The 15,464-nt window shown below is 67.8% G+C and carries 11 protein-coding genes and 1 pseudogene; 7 read left to right on the forward strand and 5 right to left on the reverse strand.

All coding sequences use genetic code 11. From position 1 onward, the window contains the following. Positions 1–57: 57 nt before the first annotated feature. Together gabD and ACSHSS_RS17735 are read right to left on the reverse strand one after the other, a co-directional pair. Positions 58–1,527 (reverse strand): NADP-dependent succinate-semialdehyde dehydrogenase, encoded by a 1,470-nt coding sequence (gene gabD / locus ACSHSS_RS17730; protein WP_035489163.1) that lies wholly within the window; start codon positions 1,525–1,527, stop codon positions 58–60. Between the two features lie 75 nt (positions 1,528–1,602). After that, entirely contained in the window at positions 1,603–2,892 is a 1,290-nt protein-coding gene (locus ACSHSS_RS17735; RefSeq protein ID WP_048995795.1) for a 4-aminobutyrate--2-oxoglutarate transaminase, read from the reverse strand. Positions 2,893–3,012: 120 nt separating this feature from the next. Here ACSHSS_RS17735 and pdxR point away from each other — a divergent pair, with 120 nt between their 5' ends. Further along, a complete protein-coding gene (pdxR, locus tag ACSHSS_RS17740) occupies positions 3,013–4,524 on the forward strand; it encodes a MocR-like pyridoxine biosynthesis transcription factor PdxR (protein WP_445545307.1) in 1,512 nt (503 codons plus the stop codon). Between the two features lie 53 nt (positions 4,525–4,577). Here the strand turns inward: pdxR and ACSHSS_RS17745 are convergent, their stop codons facing one another. After that, positions 4,578–5,414, reverse strand: coding sequence for an EamA family transporter (locus ACSHSS_RS17745; RefSeq protein ID WP_445545308.1), 837 nt, complete (start codon positions 5,412–5,414; stop codon positions 4,578–4,580). Between the two features lie 124 nt (positions 5,415–5,538). On the opposite strand from ACSHSS_RS17745, the gene selD reads away from it, so the two are divergent. From selD to ACSHSS_RS17760, 3 genes are all read left to right on the forward strand, one after another. Then, positions 5,539–6,603, forward strand: a complete 1,065-nt coding sequence (gene selD / locus ACSHSS_RS17750) for a selenide, water dikinase SelD (RefSeq protein ID WP_445545309.1) — start codon at positions 5,539–5,541, stop codon at positions 6,601–6,603. Positions 6,604–6,667: 64 nt separating this feature from the next. Beyond that, positions 6,668–7,258, forward strand: a complete 591-nt coding sequence (locus ACSHSS_RS17755; RefSeq protein ID WP_006406835.1) for a LysE family translocator — start codon at positions 6,668–6,670, stop codon at positions 7,256–7,258. Positions 7,259–7,385: 127 nt separating this feature from the next. Beyond that, a complete protein-coding gene (locus ACSHSS_RS17760; protein WP_445545310.1) occupies positions 7,386–8,459 on the forward strand; it encodes a purine-nucleoside phosphorylase in 1,074 nt (357 codons plus the stop codon). 218 nt (positions 8,460–8,677) lie between these two features. Here the strand turns inward: ACSHSS_RS17760 and ACSHSS_RS17765 are convergent, their stop codons facing one another. Together ACSHSS_RS17765 and ceoR are read right to left on the reverse strand one after the other, a co-directional pair. After that, positions 8,678–8,971, reverse strand: a complete 294-nt coding sequence (locus tag ACSHSS_RS17765) for a DUF4148 domain-containing protein (RefSeq protein ID WP_006397267.1) — start codon at positions 8,969–8,971, stop codon at positions 8,678–8,680. Positions 8,972–9,424: 453 nt separating this feature from the next. Further along, the gene (ceoR, locus tag ACSHSS_RS17770; RefSeq protein ID WP_006397265.1) at positions 9,425–10,429 is read right to left on the reverse strand and encodes a putative multidrug efflux transcriptional regulator CeoR; all 1,005 of its coding nucleotides are present in this window, start codon (positions 10,427–10,429) and stop codon (positions 9,425–9,427) included. Positions 10,430–10,602: 173 nt separating this feature from the next. Between ceoR and ACSHSS_RS17775 the strand changes: the two genes are divergently transcribed. The 3 genes and pseudogenes from ACSHSS_RS17775 to ceoB all read left to right on the forward strand — a co-directional run. Then, positions 10,603–11,463, forward strand: a complete 861-nt coding sequence (locus ACSHSS_RS17775) for an alpha/beta hydrolase (RefSeq protein ID WP_006397264.1) — start codon at positions 10,603–10,605, stop codon at positions 11,461–11,463. A gap of 31 nt (positions 11,464–11,494) precedes the next feature. Continuing rightward, complete coding sequence (ceoA, locus tag ACSHSS_RS17780; protein WP_006397263.1) at positions 11,495–12,712, forward strand: multidrug efflux RND transporter periplasmic adaptor subunit CeoA; 1,218 nt, start codon at positions 11,495–11,497, stop codon at positions 12,710–12,712. A 45-nt stretch (positions 12,713–12,757) separates the two neighbouring features. Then, positions 12,758–15,464, forward strand: a pseudogene (gene ceoB / locus ACSHSS_RS17785) (multidrug efflux RND transporter permease subunit CeoB); the annotation flags it as partial.

The raw sequence follows: 15,464 nt of genomic DNA on the forward strand, positions 1-15,464 counted from the left end.
GGAGAGGGCACCGGCCCGCGTCGGGTCCGCCCGGTTCCGGCCGGGCGGGCCGCGCCGTCAGACGGCGAGACAGAGGTACTTGATCACGACGTAGTCGTCGATCCCGTAGTGCGAGCCTTCGCGGCCGAGGCCCGACTGCTTGACGCCGCCGAACGGCGCGACCTCGTTCGAGATCAGCCCGGTGTTGACGCCGACCATGCCGTATTCGAGCGCTTCGGCGACCTTCCATACGCGGCCGATGTCGCGGCTGTAGAAGTACGCGGCGAGGCCGAATTCGGTGTCGTTCGCGAGGCGAATCACTTCGTCGTCGCTGCCGAACTTGAACAGCGGCGCGAGCGGCCCGAACGTCTCTTCCTTCGCGACCTTCATCGCCGGCGTGACGCCCGTCAGCACGGTCGGCTCGAAGAAGCCGTGGCCGAGCGCATGACGCTTGCCGCCGGTCACGACGGTCGCGCCCTTCGCAAGGGCGTCCTCGATGTGCGCCTCGACCTTCAGCACGGCCGCCTCGTTGATCAGCGGACCCTGCATCACGCCCGGCTCGGTGCCGCGCCCGACCTTCAGCTCGGCGACCGCGGCCGCGAGCTTCTGCGCGAACTGGTCGTACACGGCTTCATGGACGTAGAAGCGGTTCGTGCAGACGCAGGTCTGGCCGCTGTTGCGGTACTTCGATGCGATCGCGCCCTGCACGGCCGCATCGAGATCGGCATCGTCGAACACGATGAACGGCGCGTTGCCGCCGAGCTCCAGCGACACCTTCTTCACCGTCGCCGCGCATTGCGCCATCAGCAGACGGCCGACCGGCGTCGAGCCGGTGAACGACAGCTTGCGCACGATCGGGTTCGACGTCAGTTCGCCGCCGATCGCCTTCGGATCGCCCGTGACGACGCTGAACACGCCGGCCGGTACGCCCGCGCGTTCGGCGAGCACGGCCATCGCGAGCGCCGAGAACGGCGTCGCTTCGGCCGGCTTCACGACGATCGGGCAGCCGGCCGCGAGCGCGGGACCGACCTTGCGCGTGATCATCGCCGCCGGGAAATTCCACGGCGTGATCGCCGCGCAGACGCCGACCGGCTCCTTCGTCACGACGATGCGCTTGTCGCTCGCCGGCGTCGGGATCGTGTCGCCGTACACGCGCTTGCCTTCCTCGGCGAACCACTCGAGGAACGACGCCGCATAGCCGATCTCGCCTTTCGCTTCGGCGAGCGACTTGCCCTGCTCGGTGGTGAGGATCAGCGCGAGGTCGTCGGCGTTTTCCATCATCAGGTCGTGCCACTTGCGCAGGATCGCCGCGCGTTCCTTCGCGGTCTTCTTGCGCCACGCCGGCCATGCGGCGTTGGCCGCGTCGATCGCCTGGCGCGTCTCGGCCGCGCCCATCGTCGGCACGGTGCCGACGAGGCCGCCCGTGGCCGGATTGCGGACCTCGAACGTCTCGCCGTTCGCCGCGCCTTGCCATTCGCCGTTGATGTACGCCTGCTGGCGGAACAGCGACGGATCTTTCAGTGCCAGGGTTTCTTGAACAGTGCTCATTCCGGTACCTGCTGTGAAGATGAAACGGCCGCCGCCGTCTTCACGACGGCGGCGGCGCATTCGGTTGACGGGAACTCAGGCCGGCACGCCGACCGTTTCCTTCAGCACTTCCTCGAGGATCACGAGCGCTTCGTCGAACACGGCTTGCGGAATCGTCAGCGGGAACAGGAAGCGCACGACGTTCGAGTACACGCCGCAGACGAGCAGCAGCAGCCCGCGCTCGAGCGCACGCGCCTGCACGCGCTTCGTGAATTCGGCGTCCGGCTCGCCGGTGCCCGGCTTCATGAACTCGACCGCGATCATCGCGCCCGGGCCGCGCACGTCGGCGATTTGCGGCACCTCGGCCTGCAGCGCGTTCAGCTTCGCCTTCAGCGTGTCGCCGAGCTGCGTCGCGCGCTCGCACAGCTTTTCTTCGTCGATGATCTCGAGCACCGCGTGCGCCGACGCGACCGCGAGCGGGTTGCCCGCGTACGTGCCGCCGAGGCCGCCCGGGGCGGCCGCGTCCATCACGTCCGCACGGCCGACGACGCCCGACAGCGGCATGCCGCCCGCGAGGCTCTTCGCCATCGTGATCAGGTCGGCCAGCACGTCGTAGTGCTGCATCGCGAACAGCTTGCCGGTACGCGCGAAGCCCGTCTGCACTTCGTCGGCGATCAGCAGGATGCCGTGCTCGTTACAGATCTTGCGCAGCGCGCGCACGAACTCGGCCGGCGCCGGGTTGAAGCCGCCTTCGCCCTGGACCGGTTCGAAGATGATCGCGGCGACGCGCTTCGGATCGATGTCGGCCTTGAACAGCATCTCGATCGCCTTGATCGAGTCGGCGGTCGTCACGCCGTGCACGGCGTTCGGGTACGGCGCGTGGAACACGTCGCCCGGGAACGGACCGAAGTTCAGCTTGTACGGGGCGACCTTGCCGGTCAGCGCCATGCCCATCATCGTGCGGCCGTGGAAGCCGCCCGAGAACGCGATCACGCCCGGACGGCCCGTTGCCGCGCGTGCGATCTTGATCGCGTTTTCGACGGCTTCGGCGCCGGTCGTGAAGAACGCCGTCTTTTTCGGGAAGTCGCCCGGCGCGCGTTCGTTGATCTTTTCGGCCAGCTCGACGTACGACGCGTACGGGACGATCTGATAGGCGGTGTGCGTGAAGAGCTCCAGCTGCTCCGCGATCGCCTTGACGATCTTCGGATGACGATGGCCCGTGTTCAGCACCGCGATGCCCGCGGCGAAATCGATGAAACGGCGGCCTTCGACGTCCCACAGCTCCGCGTTCTCGGCGCGGGCGGCGTAGAAGTCGCACATCACTCCGACGCCGCGCGGGGTCGCGGCGTTCTTGCGGGCCAGCAGGTCGGCATTCTTCACGGTCATCTCCTTGATGTTCTGTCCGGTGAGGTGAGAGGCGGGCGCATCGGCAACCCATGGTCGCGACTATAATCACATTTGGCTCTGGCAATCAGAGCCATTTCAATAAATAGTTAGGAGCCAATCATGCGCGCAAGCGTGTTGTCGGACTGGCTTGCGCAGCGCCTCGTGCGCGGCGGCGAGCAGCCGATCTACCGGCAGCTGCATCGGCTGCTGCAGCAGGCGATCCTGTCGCGCGAACTGCCGGCCGGCGCGCGCGTGCCGTCGTCGCGGCTGCTCGCGGCCGAGCTCGGGATCGCGCGCAACACGGTCACGCAGGTGTACGAGCAGCTCGCGCTCGAAGGCTATGTGCATTCGGCGACCGGCCGCGGCACGTTCGTCGCCGACAGCGCGCCCGACGAGATCGTCGGCGCGCCGCCCGAGACGAGTGCGCGGCATGCGGCCGTGCAGCCGTCGGCGCGCGCGCTGTCGGCGCGCGGCACGCGGCTCGTCGAAGGCGCCGGCGTGTCGAAGCGGCAGGGCGGCGCGTTCATGCCGGGCGTGCCCGATGTGTCGCGATTTCCGGCGCGCGTGTGGACGCGGCTGCACAACAAGTACTGGCGGCGGCTGCGCCCCGATCTCCTGACTTACGCGCCGGGCGGCGGGCTCGCGCTGCTGCGCGAGGCGCTGGCCGACTATCTGCGCACGTCGCGCTCGGTGCGCTGCACGCCCGAGCAGATCGTGATCACGACCGGCATCCACCAGTCGATCGACCTCGCGGTGCGGCTGCTGACCGATCCCGGCGACGCAATCTGGACCGAGGACCCGTGCTATTGGGGCGTGCGCAGCGTGCTGAACGTGTCGGGGCTCACGACGCGGCCGATTCCGGTCGACGACGAAGGGATCGCGCCGAGCGCCGCCGATCTGGCCGAGCCGCCGAAGCTGATGCTCGTCACGCCGTCGCACCAGTATCCGCTCGGCATGGTGATGAGCCTCGCGCGGCGGCGGATGCTGCTCGAATATGCGCGCCAGCACGGCTGCTGGATCATCGAGGACGACTACGACAGCGAGTTCCGCTACGGCAGCCGGCCGCTCGCGTCGCTGCAGGGCCTCGATACGGCCGGGCAGGTTATCTACGTCGGCAGCTTCGGCAAGACGCTGTTTCCGGGCCTGCGCGTCGGCTATCTGGTGGCGCCGGAGCCGCTCGCGGAAAGCTTCGCGACCGCGAGCGCCGAGCTCTATCGCGAAGGTCAGCTGCTGCAGCAGGCGGTGCTCGCGGAGTTCATCGCCGAAGGGCATTTCGTGTCGCACATTCGCAAGATGCGCACGCTGTACGGCCAGCGCCGCGAGGTGCTGCTCGACGCGGTCGCGCGCCGCTACGGCGATGCGCTGCAGGCGCTCGGCAGCGATGCGGGGCTGCATCTCGTCACGCGGCTGCCGGACGGCGTCGACGATCGCGCGGTCGCGCAGGCCGCGCTCGAACGCAATATCGTCGTGCGGCCCTTGTCCGGCTATTACGCGGATCGTGCACGCGCGTCGTCGGGACTGCTGCTCGGTTACGCGTGCGTGCCGGAAGACGAGATCGCCACGGCGTTCGCGACGCTTGCGGAGGCGATCGATGCGCGGGCCTTCGTTGGGCCCGACACCGCGGCCGCGTAGCGGCGTGGCACGCACGTGCGCATGCGCATGCTGCGCGCCGCGCGCCGCGCGCGCTACAGCCGGATCAGCGCCGCGCCCGCGACGACGAGCGCACACGCGACGAGCCGCTGCACACCGGGCCGCTCGCGCATCGCGAACCAGCCGATCGCGACCGCGAAGATCGAGCTCGTCTCGCGCAGCGCGGACACGGTCGCGACCGGCAGATGCCGGTACGCGACGATCACGATGCCGTAGGCGGCGAGCGAGATCGTGCCGGCGATCGCGCCCGGCCGTAGCGTGGCGCGCGAGCCGAACACCGCTTTCGGGCCGCCGCGCATCGCGCAGACGAGCGCGAGCTGCGGCACGCTCCACAGCAGATACACCCATGCGATATAGCCGAGCGCGCTGCCCGATTCGCGCGCGCCGATCCCGTCGCAGATCGAATACGCGGCGATGAACACGCCGGTGAGCAACGCGTACGGCACGCCTTCGCCGGAAAACCGGAAGCCGCGCCGCAGCGCGAGCGACATGATGCCGAGCGACACGAGCGCGATGCCCGCGAAGCCGAACGGCGTCGGCCGCTCGCCGAGCGCCGCGAACGCGAGCACCGAGACGAGCGGCGGCGACAGGCCGCGGGCGATCGGATAGATCTGCCCGAACTCGCCGCTGCGATAGGCGCGCACGAGCGTGAAGCAGTACGCGACCTCGAGCACCGCCGACGCGCCCACATACGGCCACGCGCTGCGCGCCGGCGCGGGCAGCAGCGCGGTGCCGAGCACGCCGAACGCGAGGTACGGCAACGACATCGTGCCGAGCTGCACGAGGCGGTCGTCGCTGACGTGCAGGAACGCGTTCCAGATCGCGTGCAGCAGCGCGGAACACAGCACGAGACCGATGAACAGATGATCCATGAACGGGCGGCGCGGCGCGGGGGAAAGGGCGTGGGCGGGCCGTCATTATGTGGGCATTGCCCGCGCGCACGAGGAATTGTCGATAATAGAACGTTGTTATTCACCGATTCACCGGATGCCGACGATGACCGAAGCCACCCAAGCCCCGCCCGCCGTTCCCCGTCTCACGAGCCTGTCGCACGGCGGCGGCTGCGGCTGCAAGATCGCGCCGGGCGTGCTGTCCGAGCTGCTGAAGCGCGCGACGCCGCCCGCGCTGTTCCCGGATCTCCTGGTCGGCACCGAGACGTCCGACGATGCGGCCGTCTATCGGCTGAACGACGAGCAGGCGATCGTCGCGACGACCGACTTCTTCATGCCGATCGTCGACGATCCGTTCGACTTCGGCCGCATCGCGGCCACCAACGCGCTGTCCGACGTCTATGCGATGGGCGGCAAGCCGATTCTCGCGCTCGCGCTCGTCGGGATGCCGATCAACGTGCTGCCGCACGAAACGATCGCGGCCGTGCTGCGCGGCGGCGAATCGGTGTGTGCGGACGCGGGCATTCCGGTCGCGGGCGGCCACTCGATCGATTCGGTGGAGCCGATCTACGGGCTCGCGGCGATCGGCGTCGTGCATCCGTCGCGCGTGAAACGCAATGCGGCCGCGCGCGCGGGCGACGTGCTCGTGCTCGGCAAGCCGCTCGGCGTCGGCGTGCTGTCGGCTGCGCTGAAAAAGAACCGGCTCGACGATGCCGGCTATGCGCAGATGATCGCGACGACGACGAAGCTGAACCGGCCCGGCGCCGAACTGGCCGCGCTGTCGGGCGTGCATGCGCTGACCGACGTCACCGGCTTCGGGCTGCTCGGCCATACGCTCGAGCTCGCGCGCGGCGCGGCGCTGACCGCGCGCGTGCATTACGCATCGCTGCCGTGGCTCGCGGGCGTCGAAGCGTTCGCGGCGGACGGCGTCGTCACCGGCGCGTCGGGCCGCAACTGGGCCGCGTACGGCGCGGACGTGCGCCTCGCCGACACGCTGCCGCCCGTCGCGCAGGCGCTACTCACCGATCCGCAGACCTCGGGCGGGCTGCTGGTCGCCTGTGCGCCCGATGCGGTCGACGACGTGCTCGCGTGCTTCCGTGCGGACGGCTTCGATCGCGCGGCCGTGATCGGCGAGATGATCGACGGGCCCGCACGCGTCGACGTCGCGTGACGCAGTTTTCCCAAGCGGCTTCAGGCATCGAACGCCGACGGCGCTTCGATTACTTCGACGAGCGATGAACGACTTCCTGTTCGGGCTGATGATCGCGCTGTCGGTCGGGCCCGTTGCGTTGATGATCGCGAACTACGGAATGCGCGCCGGCACCGCGAGCGGCGTGCGCGCGGCCGTCGGCGTCGCGACGGCGGACGGCTGCTATGCGGTCGTCGCGTTCACGATCGGCGCGATGCTCGCGAGCACGCTGGCGTCGCATCTGTCGCTGTTCCGTGTGGTTGGCGCGCTCGTGCTGCTCGCGATGGGCGCACGGATGCTGTGGCAGGCGCTGCGCGATCGTCGCCGCACGCTCGACGGCGCGGCGCCGCCGCCCGGCGCGCGTCCGTTCACGTCGATGTTTCTGATGACGCTCGCGAATCCGCTGACGATCCTGCTGTTCTACGGCTATGCGACGGCTGCCGCCGCCTCGCACCGCCACTGGCTGCTCGGCGCCGCCTGCGTGTTCGCCGGCAGTCTCGCCGGCCAGCTCGTGTTCGCGTTCGGCGGCAGTGCGATCGGCCGACTCGTCAAATCGCCGGCGCTGCTGGCCGCGAGCCATGTCGTCGCGGCGCTCGTCGTGCTCGGCTACGGCGTAGCGGGCCTCGCGCGGCTCTAAAGCCGCACGCGCGGCACCGCACCCGCGTTTCGTAGTCCGCTGACGCGCGGTCGATGCGCGTTCTATACTCGGTCGCGCAGTCTCCGACAGCCGTTCTCATTTCACATTCCCGACACAAGGAACGCCGATGCTGACTCGCTCGATTCTTTCCGCCGCCGCCTTCTCGCTCGCGGCCTGCGCGACCGCGCCGTCGATCGCACAGGACAACCAGGGCAACGCGGGCAACGACTTTGCCGAAACCGGTGCACAGGGCCGCCCGGTGAAGGTCATGATCATCACGATGTTCGGGCCGGAAGGCCAGGCGTGGCTCGACCGCCTCGGCCCGTGGCGCGACGTTGCGGTGCCGGGCCTGTCGCCCGACTATCCGGCCGTGCATTGCAACCGTCAGGATGTCTGCGTGATCACGACCGGCATGGGCTATGCGAACGCCGCCGCGTCGATCATGGCGCTGACGTTCTCGCAGCGCTTCGACCTGCGGCGCACGTATTTCCTGATCTCGGGCATCGCGGGCGTCGATCCGGCGCAAGGCACGGTCGGCTCCGCCGCATGGGCGAAGTACCTCGTCGATTTCAGCCTGCAATGGGAGCTCGACGCGCGCGAGATTCCGGCCGGCTGGAACACGGGCTATCTCGGCATCAACACGAAGAGCCCCAACGACAAGCCGCCGCTCGACTATCGCACCGAAGTGTTCCAGCTCAATCCGCAGCTCGCCGATGTCGCCTACGCACTGTCGCGCAACGTCGTGCTCGCCGACAGCGCGCAGGCGCAGGCCGCGCGCGCGAAATTCTCGTATGCGCCGGCGAACCGGCCGCCGACCGTGATCCGCTGCGACACGTCGTCGGGCAACACGTGGTTCTCCGGCACGCTGCTCGGCGAACGCGCGCGTCAATGGACGAAGATCCTGACCGACGGCAAGGGCACTTACTGCATGACCGCGCAGGAAGACAACGCGACGTTCGAAGCGCTCAAGCGCGCGGCGAGCGTCAAGCGTGTCGATCTGTCGCGCGTTGCGGTGCTGCGTACGGGCTCGGACTTCGACCGTCCGTACGACGGCCAGACGAGCGCAGACAACCTGCTGAACTATGCGGACCAGGGCGGCTTCGCGCCCGCGACCGAGAACCTGTATCGCGCGGGCAATCCGCTCGTGCAGGACATCGTGTCGCACTGGAGCGAATGGCGCAACGGCGTGCCGCGCCGCTGACGCGGCACGCGCGCCGGTACGGCGCACGACCGCGACGGGCGGGTCAACGCGACGGCGAACCCGAACGGAACGGCGTCCATACCGGCGTGCTGTCGTCCCAATGATCGAGCGGCGAAGGAAGTTGGTCGTTCATCATCTGCTCCTGCAATTCACTGACTGATCGGCGATGGATCGACGGCGCCGCGCGCGGGGCGTACCCGCTGCGCGGCGCCGTGCGTTTACCGGCCCGCGCCGGCGAGCTGATTGCCTTCCGGCGTCGGGCGATACGGGCCCTGCGCGAGTTCGATGCCCTGCGGATACGACGTGGCCTTGCGCAGATAGGCGAGCGTGCCGTCGCGGCGTGCCTGTTCGACTTCCGCGCGAACTTCCGCACGCGTGCGCGGGCCGTTGTGCTGCGTGTACGACGACGTGTTGCCGTAGTCGCCGACGTGCGGCGTATCGGTATCGGCGAATGCCGGTGCCGATACGGCGAGTGCGACGGCGACGGCGGAAAGAAGATGGCGGCGATTCATGGCGAAACTCCTGTTCGATCGATACGGGCGGCGCTCCGGCGCGTGCCCGGTCCCGCCGAGGCGGGATCTGTTCGATGCGCAACGCTGTGCGCGACAGGGTTTACTCTAGGAGCGTCGTGCGCCGCGATAAATGCGACGGACGCGAATTGAATTGTCGTCAGAGAGGAACAATCGCGATCCGCATTGTCGGCAGGGGTATTCGGCGTGCGCCGACGATCGCGCCGAGCCGCGTGCGCGCGGGCCTGGCACGGATGTCGTGCGATTCGTCCGACGATGTTCGAGCGATGTGCGCGCGATTCACGCGCGTCGCGCAAAGGTCCGATGCGGATCGGGAAACGATCGCGCGCATCGCGCGATCGCGACACGCAGAAGGCAATGCAGAGAGAGGAAGGCGGGACGGCGCACGGGCCATCCGCCCGTGCACCGCGATACGCGCGCGTGCGCGTCAGACGATCATGCGACCCATTCGTTGATGACGGGCGTGTCGAGCACCGGTGCGCGCTCGGCTTCCTCGAACGTGCGCTTGCTGCACGTCGCGTCGAGGCTGCCCTTGCCGCTCAGCAGCGGGCAGCGGTCGAACACCTCGGCGACCCAGTCGACGAACACGCGCACCTTCGGCGAGAGATGGCGGCTGTGCGGATACACGACCGAGATCGGCATCGGCAGCGGCTTGAAGCCCGGCAGCACTTCCTTCAGGCGGCCTTCGCGCAGATGCGGCAGCACCATGAAGAGCGGCGGCTGGATCAGCCCGAAGCCTTCGAGCCCGCACGTCACATACGCGTCGGCGTCGTTCACCGACACGATGCCGTTCATCTTGACCTCGACTTCCTTGCCGTCGATCAGGAACGACCAGTCGATCGTGCGGCCCGTGCGGCTCGAAAAATAATTGACGGCCTTGTGCTGGCTCAGGTCTTCGATCGTCTGCGGCTCGCCGTACTTCTCGAGATAGGCCGGCGCGGCGACCGACACGCCCTCGAACAGCCCGACGCGGCGCGCGACGAGCGACGAATCCTGCAGCGCGCCGACGCGGATCACGCAGTCGACGCCTTCCTGCAGCAGATCGACCGGACGATCGGACAGGCCGAGCTGCAGATCGATGTCCGGATAGCGCGTATGGAATTCGCAGAGCGAAGGAATCACGAGTAGCCGCCCGATCGAGCCCGGCATGTCGACACGCAACTTTCCGTGCGGCTTCCGGTTGTTGTTCTGGAAGCTCGCCTCGGTTTCCTCGACGTCCGCGAGGATGCGCACGCAGCGTTCGTAGTAGGCGGCGCCGTCGGGCGTCAGCGACAGCCGGCGCGTGGTCCGGTGCATCAGCCGCACGCCGAGGAACGCTTCGAGATTCTGGATGATCGTCGTGACGGACGCGCGCGGCAGGCCGAGCGTCTCCGCTGCCTTCGTGAAGCTGCTCGTGTCGACGACGCGAGTAAACACCTGCATGGCCTGAAGCCGGTCCATCACTACCTCCGCAATCTAATGAGCCCCGGAACGAACGAGGCTGCGCTGCCTCGTGGGCAGACGCAGCCTGGATTGTTCGGGGGCGTTGAATTGTGTTGCCGGATTATAGGCATTTATCCGGATGTCTGCCGGACCCAGAATTCGATCCATCTCGAAATGGACGATGCATCGTCATGGACGCTTCCGAATTCAGCAAATTCCTGAAATCCGCACTGCCCGCCGAAGCCAGAGCCGGCGCGGCACTGGCGGTCACGGAGCTGGAAATTCCGGGCTACGCGCAGGACATCGCGCTGCGCCTCTATCGCCGCCCCGACAAGACCGGGTTGCCAGTAGTGCTTTATTTCCACGGCGGCGGTTTCGTGCGCGGCACGCTCGACGACGCGGATTTCGCCGCGCGCTTTTTAGCAGAACGCTTACCGGCGCTCGTAGTGTCGGTCGACTACTCGCTCGCGCCCGCGTTTCCGTTTCCGGCCGCGCCGGAAGACGCGTATCGCGCGGCCGTCTGGGCCGCGACGCGCGCCCGCGCGTTCGGCGGCAATCCGAAGAAGATCGGCGTCGCGGGGCACGACGCAGGCGGACAGCTCGCGAACTGTCTCGCGTTCATCGCGCGCGATCGCGGCGAAGTGCCGATCGTCGCGCAGGCGCTGTTCGGGCCGATGCTCGACCCGAGCATGACGCGCATCGGCGATGCCGAACGTCTCGCGTCGGACATCACCGCACGCGAATGCGCGGCCTGTTATCGCGCCTATCTGCCGCAGGCGTCGCAACGCATGCATCCGTACGCGGCGCCGCTCGAGTCGGTGCGCCTTTCGGGGCTGCCGCCGACGCTGATCGTCACTGCGCAGAACGACGTGCTGCACGTCGAAGCGGAGAAATACGCGGGCTGCCTGATTTCGTCGGGCGTGCTGACGCAGGTGATCCGCTATCCGGACGTCACGCATGCCGCGCTCGCGACGCACGAAGCCGCCTTCGACGAAGCCGTGCGCTTCTTCCAGTGCCGCTTCCAGGCGCGCCAGCCGAATCGCAACGAATAACCAATCCAATCCACGCTTACTGGAGATCTACATGGCCATCCTACGCACCTCCCGCTCCCGCATCGCGACCGCTGCGGTCGCGACGCTCGCCGTCGTTGGCCTCGGGACGTTCGGCGCGATGCGCGTCAACGCGAACGCGCCCGAGAAGGCCGCCGCCCCGCTGACGGAAGTCGACGTCGCGACGGTCGTTCCGCAGACCGTGACCGACTGGCAAAGCTATTCGGGCCGCCTCGAGGCGGTCGAGAAGGTCGACGTGCGCCCGCAGGTATCGGGCACGATCGTCGCGGTGAACTTCAAGGACGGCGCGCTCGTGAAGAAGGGCGACGTGCTGTTCGTGATCGATCCGCGCCCGTATCAGGCCGAAGTCGACCGCGCCGCCGCGCAGCTCGCGGCCGCGCAGGCACGCAACGGCTACGCGCAGAGCGACTGGCAGCGCGCGCAACGGCTGATCGGCGACAACGCGATCGCGAAGCGCGACTACGACGAGAAGCAGAACGCCGCGCGCGAAGCGGCCGCGAACCTCAAGGCGGCCGAAGCCGCGCTCGAGACCGCGCGCATCAATCTCGGCTATACGCGGATCACGGCGCCCGTGTCGGGCCGCGTGTCGCGCGCGGAGATCACGCTCGGCAACGTCGTGTCGGCCGGTGCATCGGCGCCGCCGCTCACGACGCTCGTGTCGGTGTCGCCGATCTACGCGTCGTTCGACGCGGACGAGCAGACCTATCTGCAATACATCAACGGCGCGCGCAACGGCCGCAAGGTGCCGGTCGAACTCGGCCTCGCCAACGAGACCGGCTATTCGCGCAGCGGCGAGATCGATTCGGTCGACAACCGGCTCGATACGTCGTCCGGCACGATCCGCGTGCGCGCGCGCTTCGACAACGCGGACGGCACGCTCGTGCCCGGCCTGTATGCACGCGTGAAGGTGGGCGGCAGCGCGCCGCATGCGGCGCTGCTCGTCGACGATGCGGCGATCAACACCGATCAGGACAAGAAGTTCGTGTTCGTCGTCGATCAGCAGGGCCGCGTGTCGTATCGCGAAGTGCAGCCGGGCATGCAGCACGGCAATCAGCGCGTGATCGTGAGCGGCCTGGCCGCCGGCGACCGCGTGATCGTGAACGGCACGCAGCGCGTGCGCCCCGGCGAGCAGGTGAAGCCGCACATGGTGCCGATGACGGGCGGCGACGCGCCGTCGGCGCCGATCGCGAGCACGGCGAAGCCGGCCGCTCCGGCGAAGGCGGATTCGTAAGCGGCGCGCCGCTTCGCATCCGCGTTCAACCAGACAGAGTCACCCATGAACATATCCAAATTCTTTATCGACCGGCCGATCTTCGCAGGGGTGCTATCGGTGCTCATCCTGCTCGGCGGGGTGATCGCGATGTTCCTGCTGCCGATTTCGGAGTATCCGGAAGTCGTGCCGCCTTCGGTAATCGTGAAGGCGCAGTATCCGGGCGCCAACCCGAAGGTGATCGCCGAGACGGTCGCATCGCCGCTCGAAGAGCAGATCAACGGCGTCGAGGACATGCTCTACATGCAGTCGCAGGCGAACAGCGACGGCAACATGACGATCACCGTGACGTTCAAGCTCGGCACCGATCCGGACAAGGCCACGCAGCTCGTGCAGAACCGCGTGAACCAGGCGCTGCCGCGCTTGCCGGAAGACGTGCAGCGGCTCGGCATCACGACCGTGAAAAGCTCGCCGACGCTGACGATGGTCGTCCACCTGATCTCGCCGGACAACCGCTACGACATGACGTATCTGCGCAACTACGCGCTGATCAACGTGAAGGATCGCCTGTCGCGGATCCAGGGCGTCGGCCAGGTGCAGCTGTGGGGCTCGGGCGACTACGCGATGCGCGTGTGGCTCGATCCGCAGAAGGTCGCGCAGCGCGGGCTCGCCGCCGAAGACGTCGTGCAGGCGATCCGCGAGCAGAACGTGCAGGTCGCGGCCGGCGTGATCGGTGCGTCGCCGTCGCTGCCCGGCACGCCGCTGCAGCTGTCGGTGAACGCGCGCGGCCGTCTGCAGACCGAGGAAGAATTCGGCGACATCGTCGTGAAGACGACGCCGGACGGCGGCGTCACGCACCTGCGCGACATTGCGCGCATCGAGCTCGACGCGTCGGAATACGGCCTGCGCTCGCTGCTCGACAACAAGCCGGCCGTCGCGATGGCGATCAACCAGTCGCCGGGTGCGAACTCGCTGCAGATCTCCGACGAAGTGCGCAAGACGATGGCCGAGCTGAAGCAGGACATGCCGGCCGGCGTCGACTACAAGATCGTCTACGACCCGACGCAGTTCGTGCGTTCGTCGATCAAGGCCGTCGTGCATACGCTGCTCGAAGCGATCGCGCTCGTCGTGATCGTCGTGATCGTGTTCCTGCAGACGTGGCGTGCATCGATCATTCCGCTGATCGCGGTGCCGGTGTCGATCGTCGGTACGTTCTCGCTGCTGCTCGGTTTCGGCTATTCGATCAATGCGCTGTCGCTGTTCGGGATGGTGCTCGCGATCGGGATCGTCGTCGACGATGCGATCGTCGTCGTCGAGAACGTCGAGCGCAACATCGAGAACGGGATGAGCGCGCGGCAGGCGACCTACAAGGCGATGCAGGAAGTGAGCGGGCCGATCATCGCGATCGCGCTGACGCTCGTCGCCGTGTTCGTGCCGCTCGCGTTCATGTCGGGCCTGACCGGACAGTTCTATAAGCAGTTCGCGATGACGATCGCGATCTCGACGGTGATCTCGGCGTTCAACTCGCTGACGCTGTCGCCGGCGCTGTCCGCGATTCTGCTGAAGGGGCATGGCGACAAGGAAGACTGGCTCACGCGCGTGATGAACCGCGTGCTCGGCGGCTTCTTCCGGCGCTTCAACAAGCTGTTCCATCGCGGCGCGGAGAACTACGGCCGCGGCGTGCGCGGCGTGCTGTCGCGCAAGGCCGTGATGCTCGGCGTGTATCTCGTGCTGGTCGGCGCGACCGTGCTCGTGTCGAAGATCGTGCCGGGCGGCTTCGTGCCCGCGCAGGACAAGGAATACCTGATCGCGTTCGCGCAGCTGCCGAACGGTGCGTCGCTCGACCGCACCGAGAAGGTGATCCGCGACATGGGCTCGATCGCGCTGAAGCAGCCGGGCGTCGAGAGCGCCGTCGCGTTCCCGGGGCTGTCGGTGAACGGCTTCACGAACAGCTCGAGCGCGGGCATCGTGTTCGTCACGCTGAAGCCGTTCTCCGAGCGGCACGGCAAGGCGCTGTCGGCCGGTGCCATCGCGGGCGCGCTGAACCAGCAGTACGCAAGCATCAAGGATTCGTTCGTCGCGGTGTTCCCGCCGCCGCCGGTGCTCGGCCTCGGCACGCTCGGCGGCTTCAAGATGCAGATCGAGGATCGCGGCGCGGTCGGCTACGCGAAGCTGTCGGATGCGACCAACGACTTCATCAAGCGTGCGCAGCAGGCGCCCGAACTCGGCCCGCTGTTTACGAGCTACCAGATCAACGTGCCGCAGCTCAACGTCGATCTCGATCGCGTGAAGGCGAAGCAACTCGGCGTGTCGGTGACGGACGTGTTCAACACGATGCAGGTGTATCTCGGTTCGCTGTATGTGAACGACTTCAACCGCTTCGGACGCGTGTATCAGGTGCGCGTGCAGGCCGATGCGCCATTCCGTCAGCGCGCGGACGACATCCTGCAGCTGAAACGCGCAACGCCGCCGGCGAGATGGTGCCGCTGTCGTCGCTCGTGACGGTGACGCCGACGTTCGGCCCCGAAATGGTCGTGCGCTACAACGGCTACACGGCCGCCGACATCAACGGCGGCCCGGCGCCCGGCTATTCGTCGGGGCAGGCGCAGGCCGCGATCGAGCGCATCGCGCATGAAACGCTGCCGCGCGGCGTGCGGTTCGAGTGGACCGACCTCACGTACCAGCAGATCCTGGCCGGCGATTCGGCGATCTGGGTGTTCCCGATTAGCGTGCTGCTCGTGTTCCTCGTGCTGGCCGCGCTGTACGAAAGCCT

The organism is Burkholderia sp. BC1 (genome assembly GCF_052683555.1).

Excerpts from the sequence above, each read along its gene's own strand:
- ACSHSS_RS17775 (WP_006397264.1), top strand. The coding sequence starts at position 10,603 with ATGGACGCTTCCGAATTCAGCAAATTCCTGAAATCCGCACTGCCCGCC.
- ACSHSS_RS17745 (WP_445545308.1), bottom strand. The coding sequence starts at position 5,414 with ATGGATCATCTGTTCATCGGTCTCGTGCTGTGTTCCGCGCTGCTGCAC.
- ceoR (WP_006397265.1), bottom strand. The coding sequence starts at position 10,429 with ATGGACCGGCTTCAGGCCATGCAGGTGTTTACTCGCGTCGTCGACACG.
- selD (WP_445545309.1), top strand. The coding sequence starts at position 5,539 with ATGACCGAAGCCACCCAAGCCCCGCCCGCCGTTCCCCGTCTCACGAGC.
- ACSHSS_RS17735 (WP_048995795.1), bottom strand. The coding sequence starts at position 2,892 with ATGACCGTGAAGAATGCCGACCTGCTGGCCCGCAAGAACGCCGCGACC.
- gabD (WP_035489163.1), bottom strand. The coding sequence starts at position 1,527 with ATGAGCACTGTTCAAGAAACCCTGGCACTGAAAGATCCGTCGCTGTTC.
- ACSHSS_RS17765 (WP_006397267.1), bottom strand. The coding sequence starts at position 8,971 with ATGAATCGCCGCCATCTTCTTTCCGCCGTCGCCGTCGCACTCGCCGTA.
- pdxR (WP_445545307.1), top strand. The coding sequence starts at position 3,013 with ATGCGCGCAAGCGTGTTGTCGGACTGGCTTGCGCAGCGCCTCGTGCGC.
- ACSHSS_RS17755 (WP_006406835.1), top strand. The coding sequence starts at position 6,668 with ATGAACGACTTCCTGTTCGGGCTGATGATCGCGCTGTCGGTCGGGCCC.
- ceoA (WP_006397263.1), top strand. The coding sequence starts at position 11,495 with ATGGCCATCCTACGCACCTCCCGCTCCCGCATCGCGACCGCTGCGGTC.
- ACSHSS_RS17760 (WP_445545310.1), top strand. The coding sequence starts at position 7,386 with ATGCTGACTCGCTCGATTCTTTCCGCCGCCGCCTTCTCGCTCGCGGCC.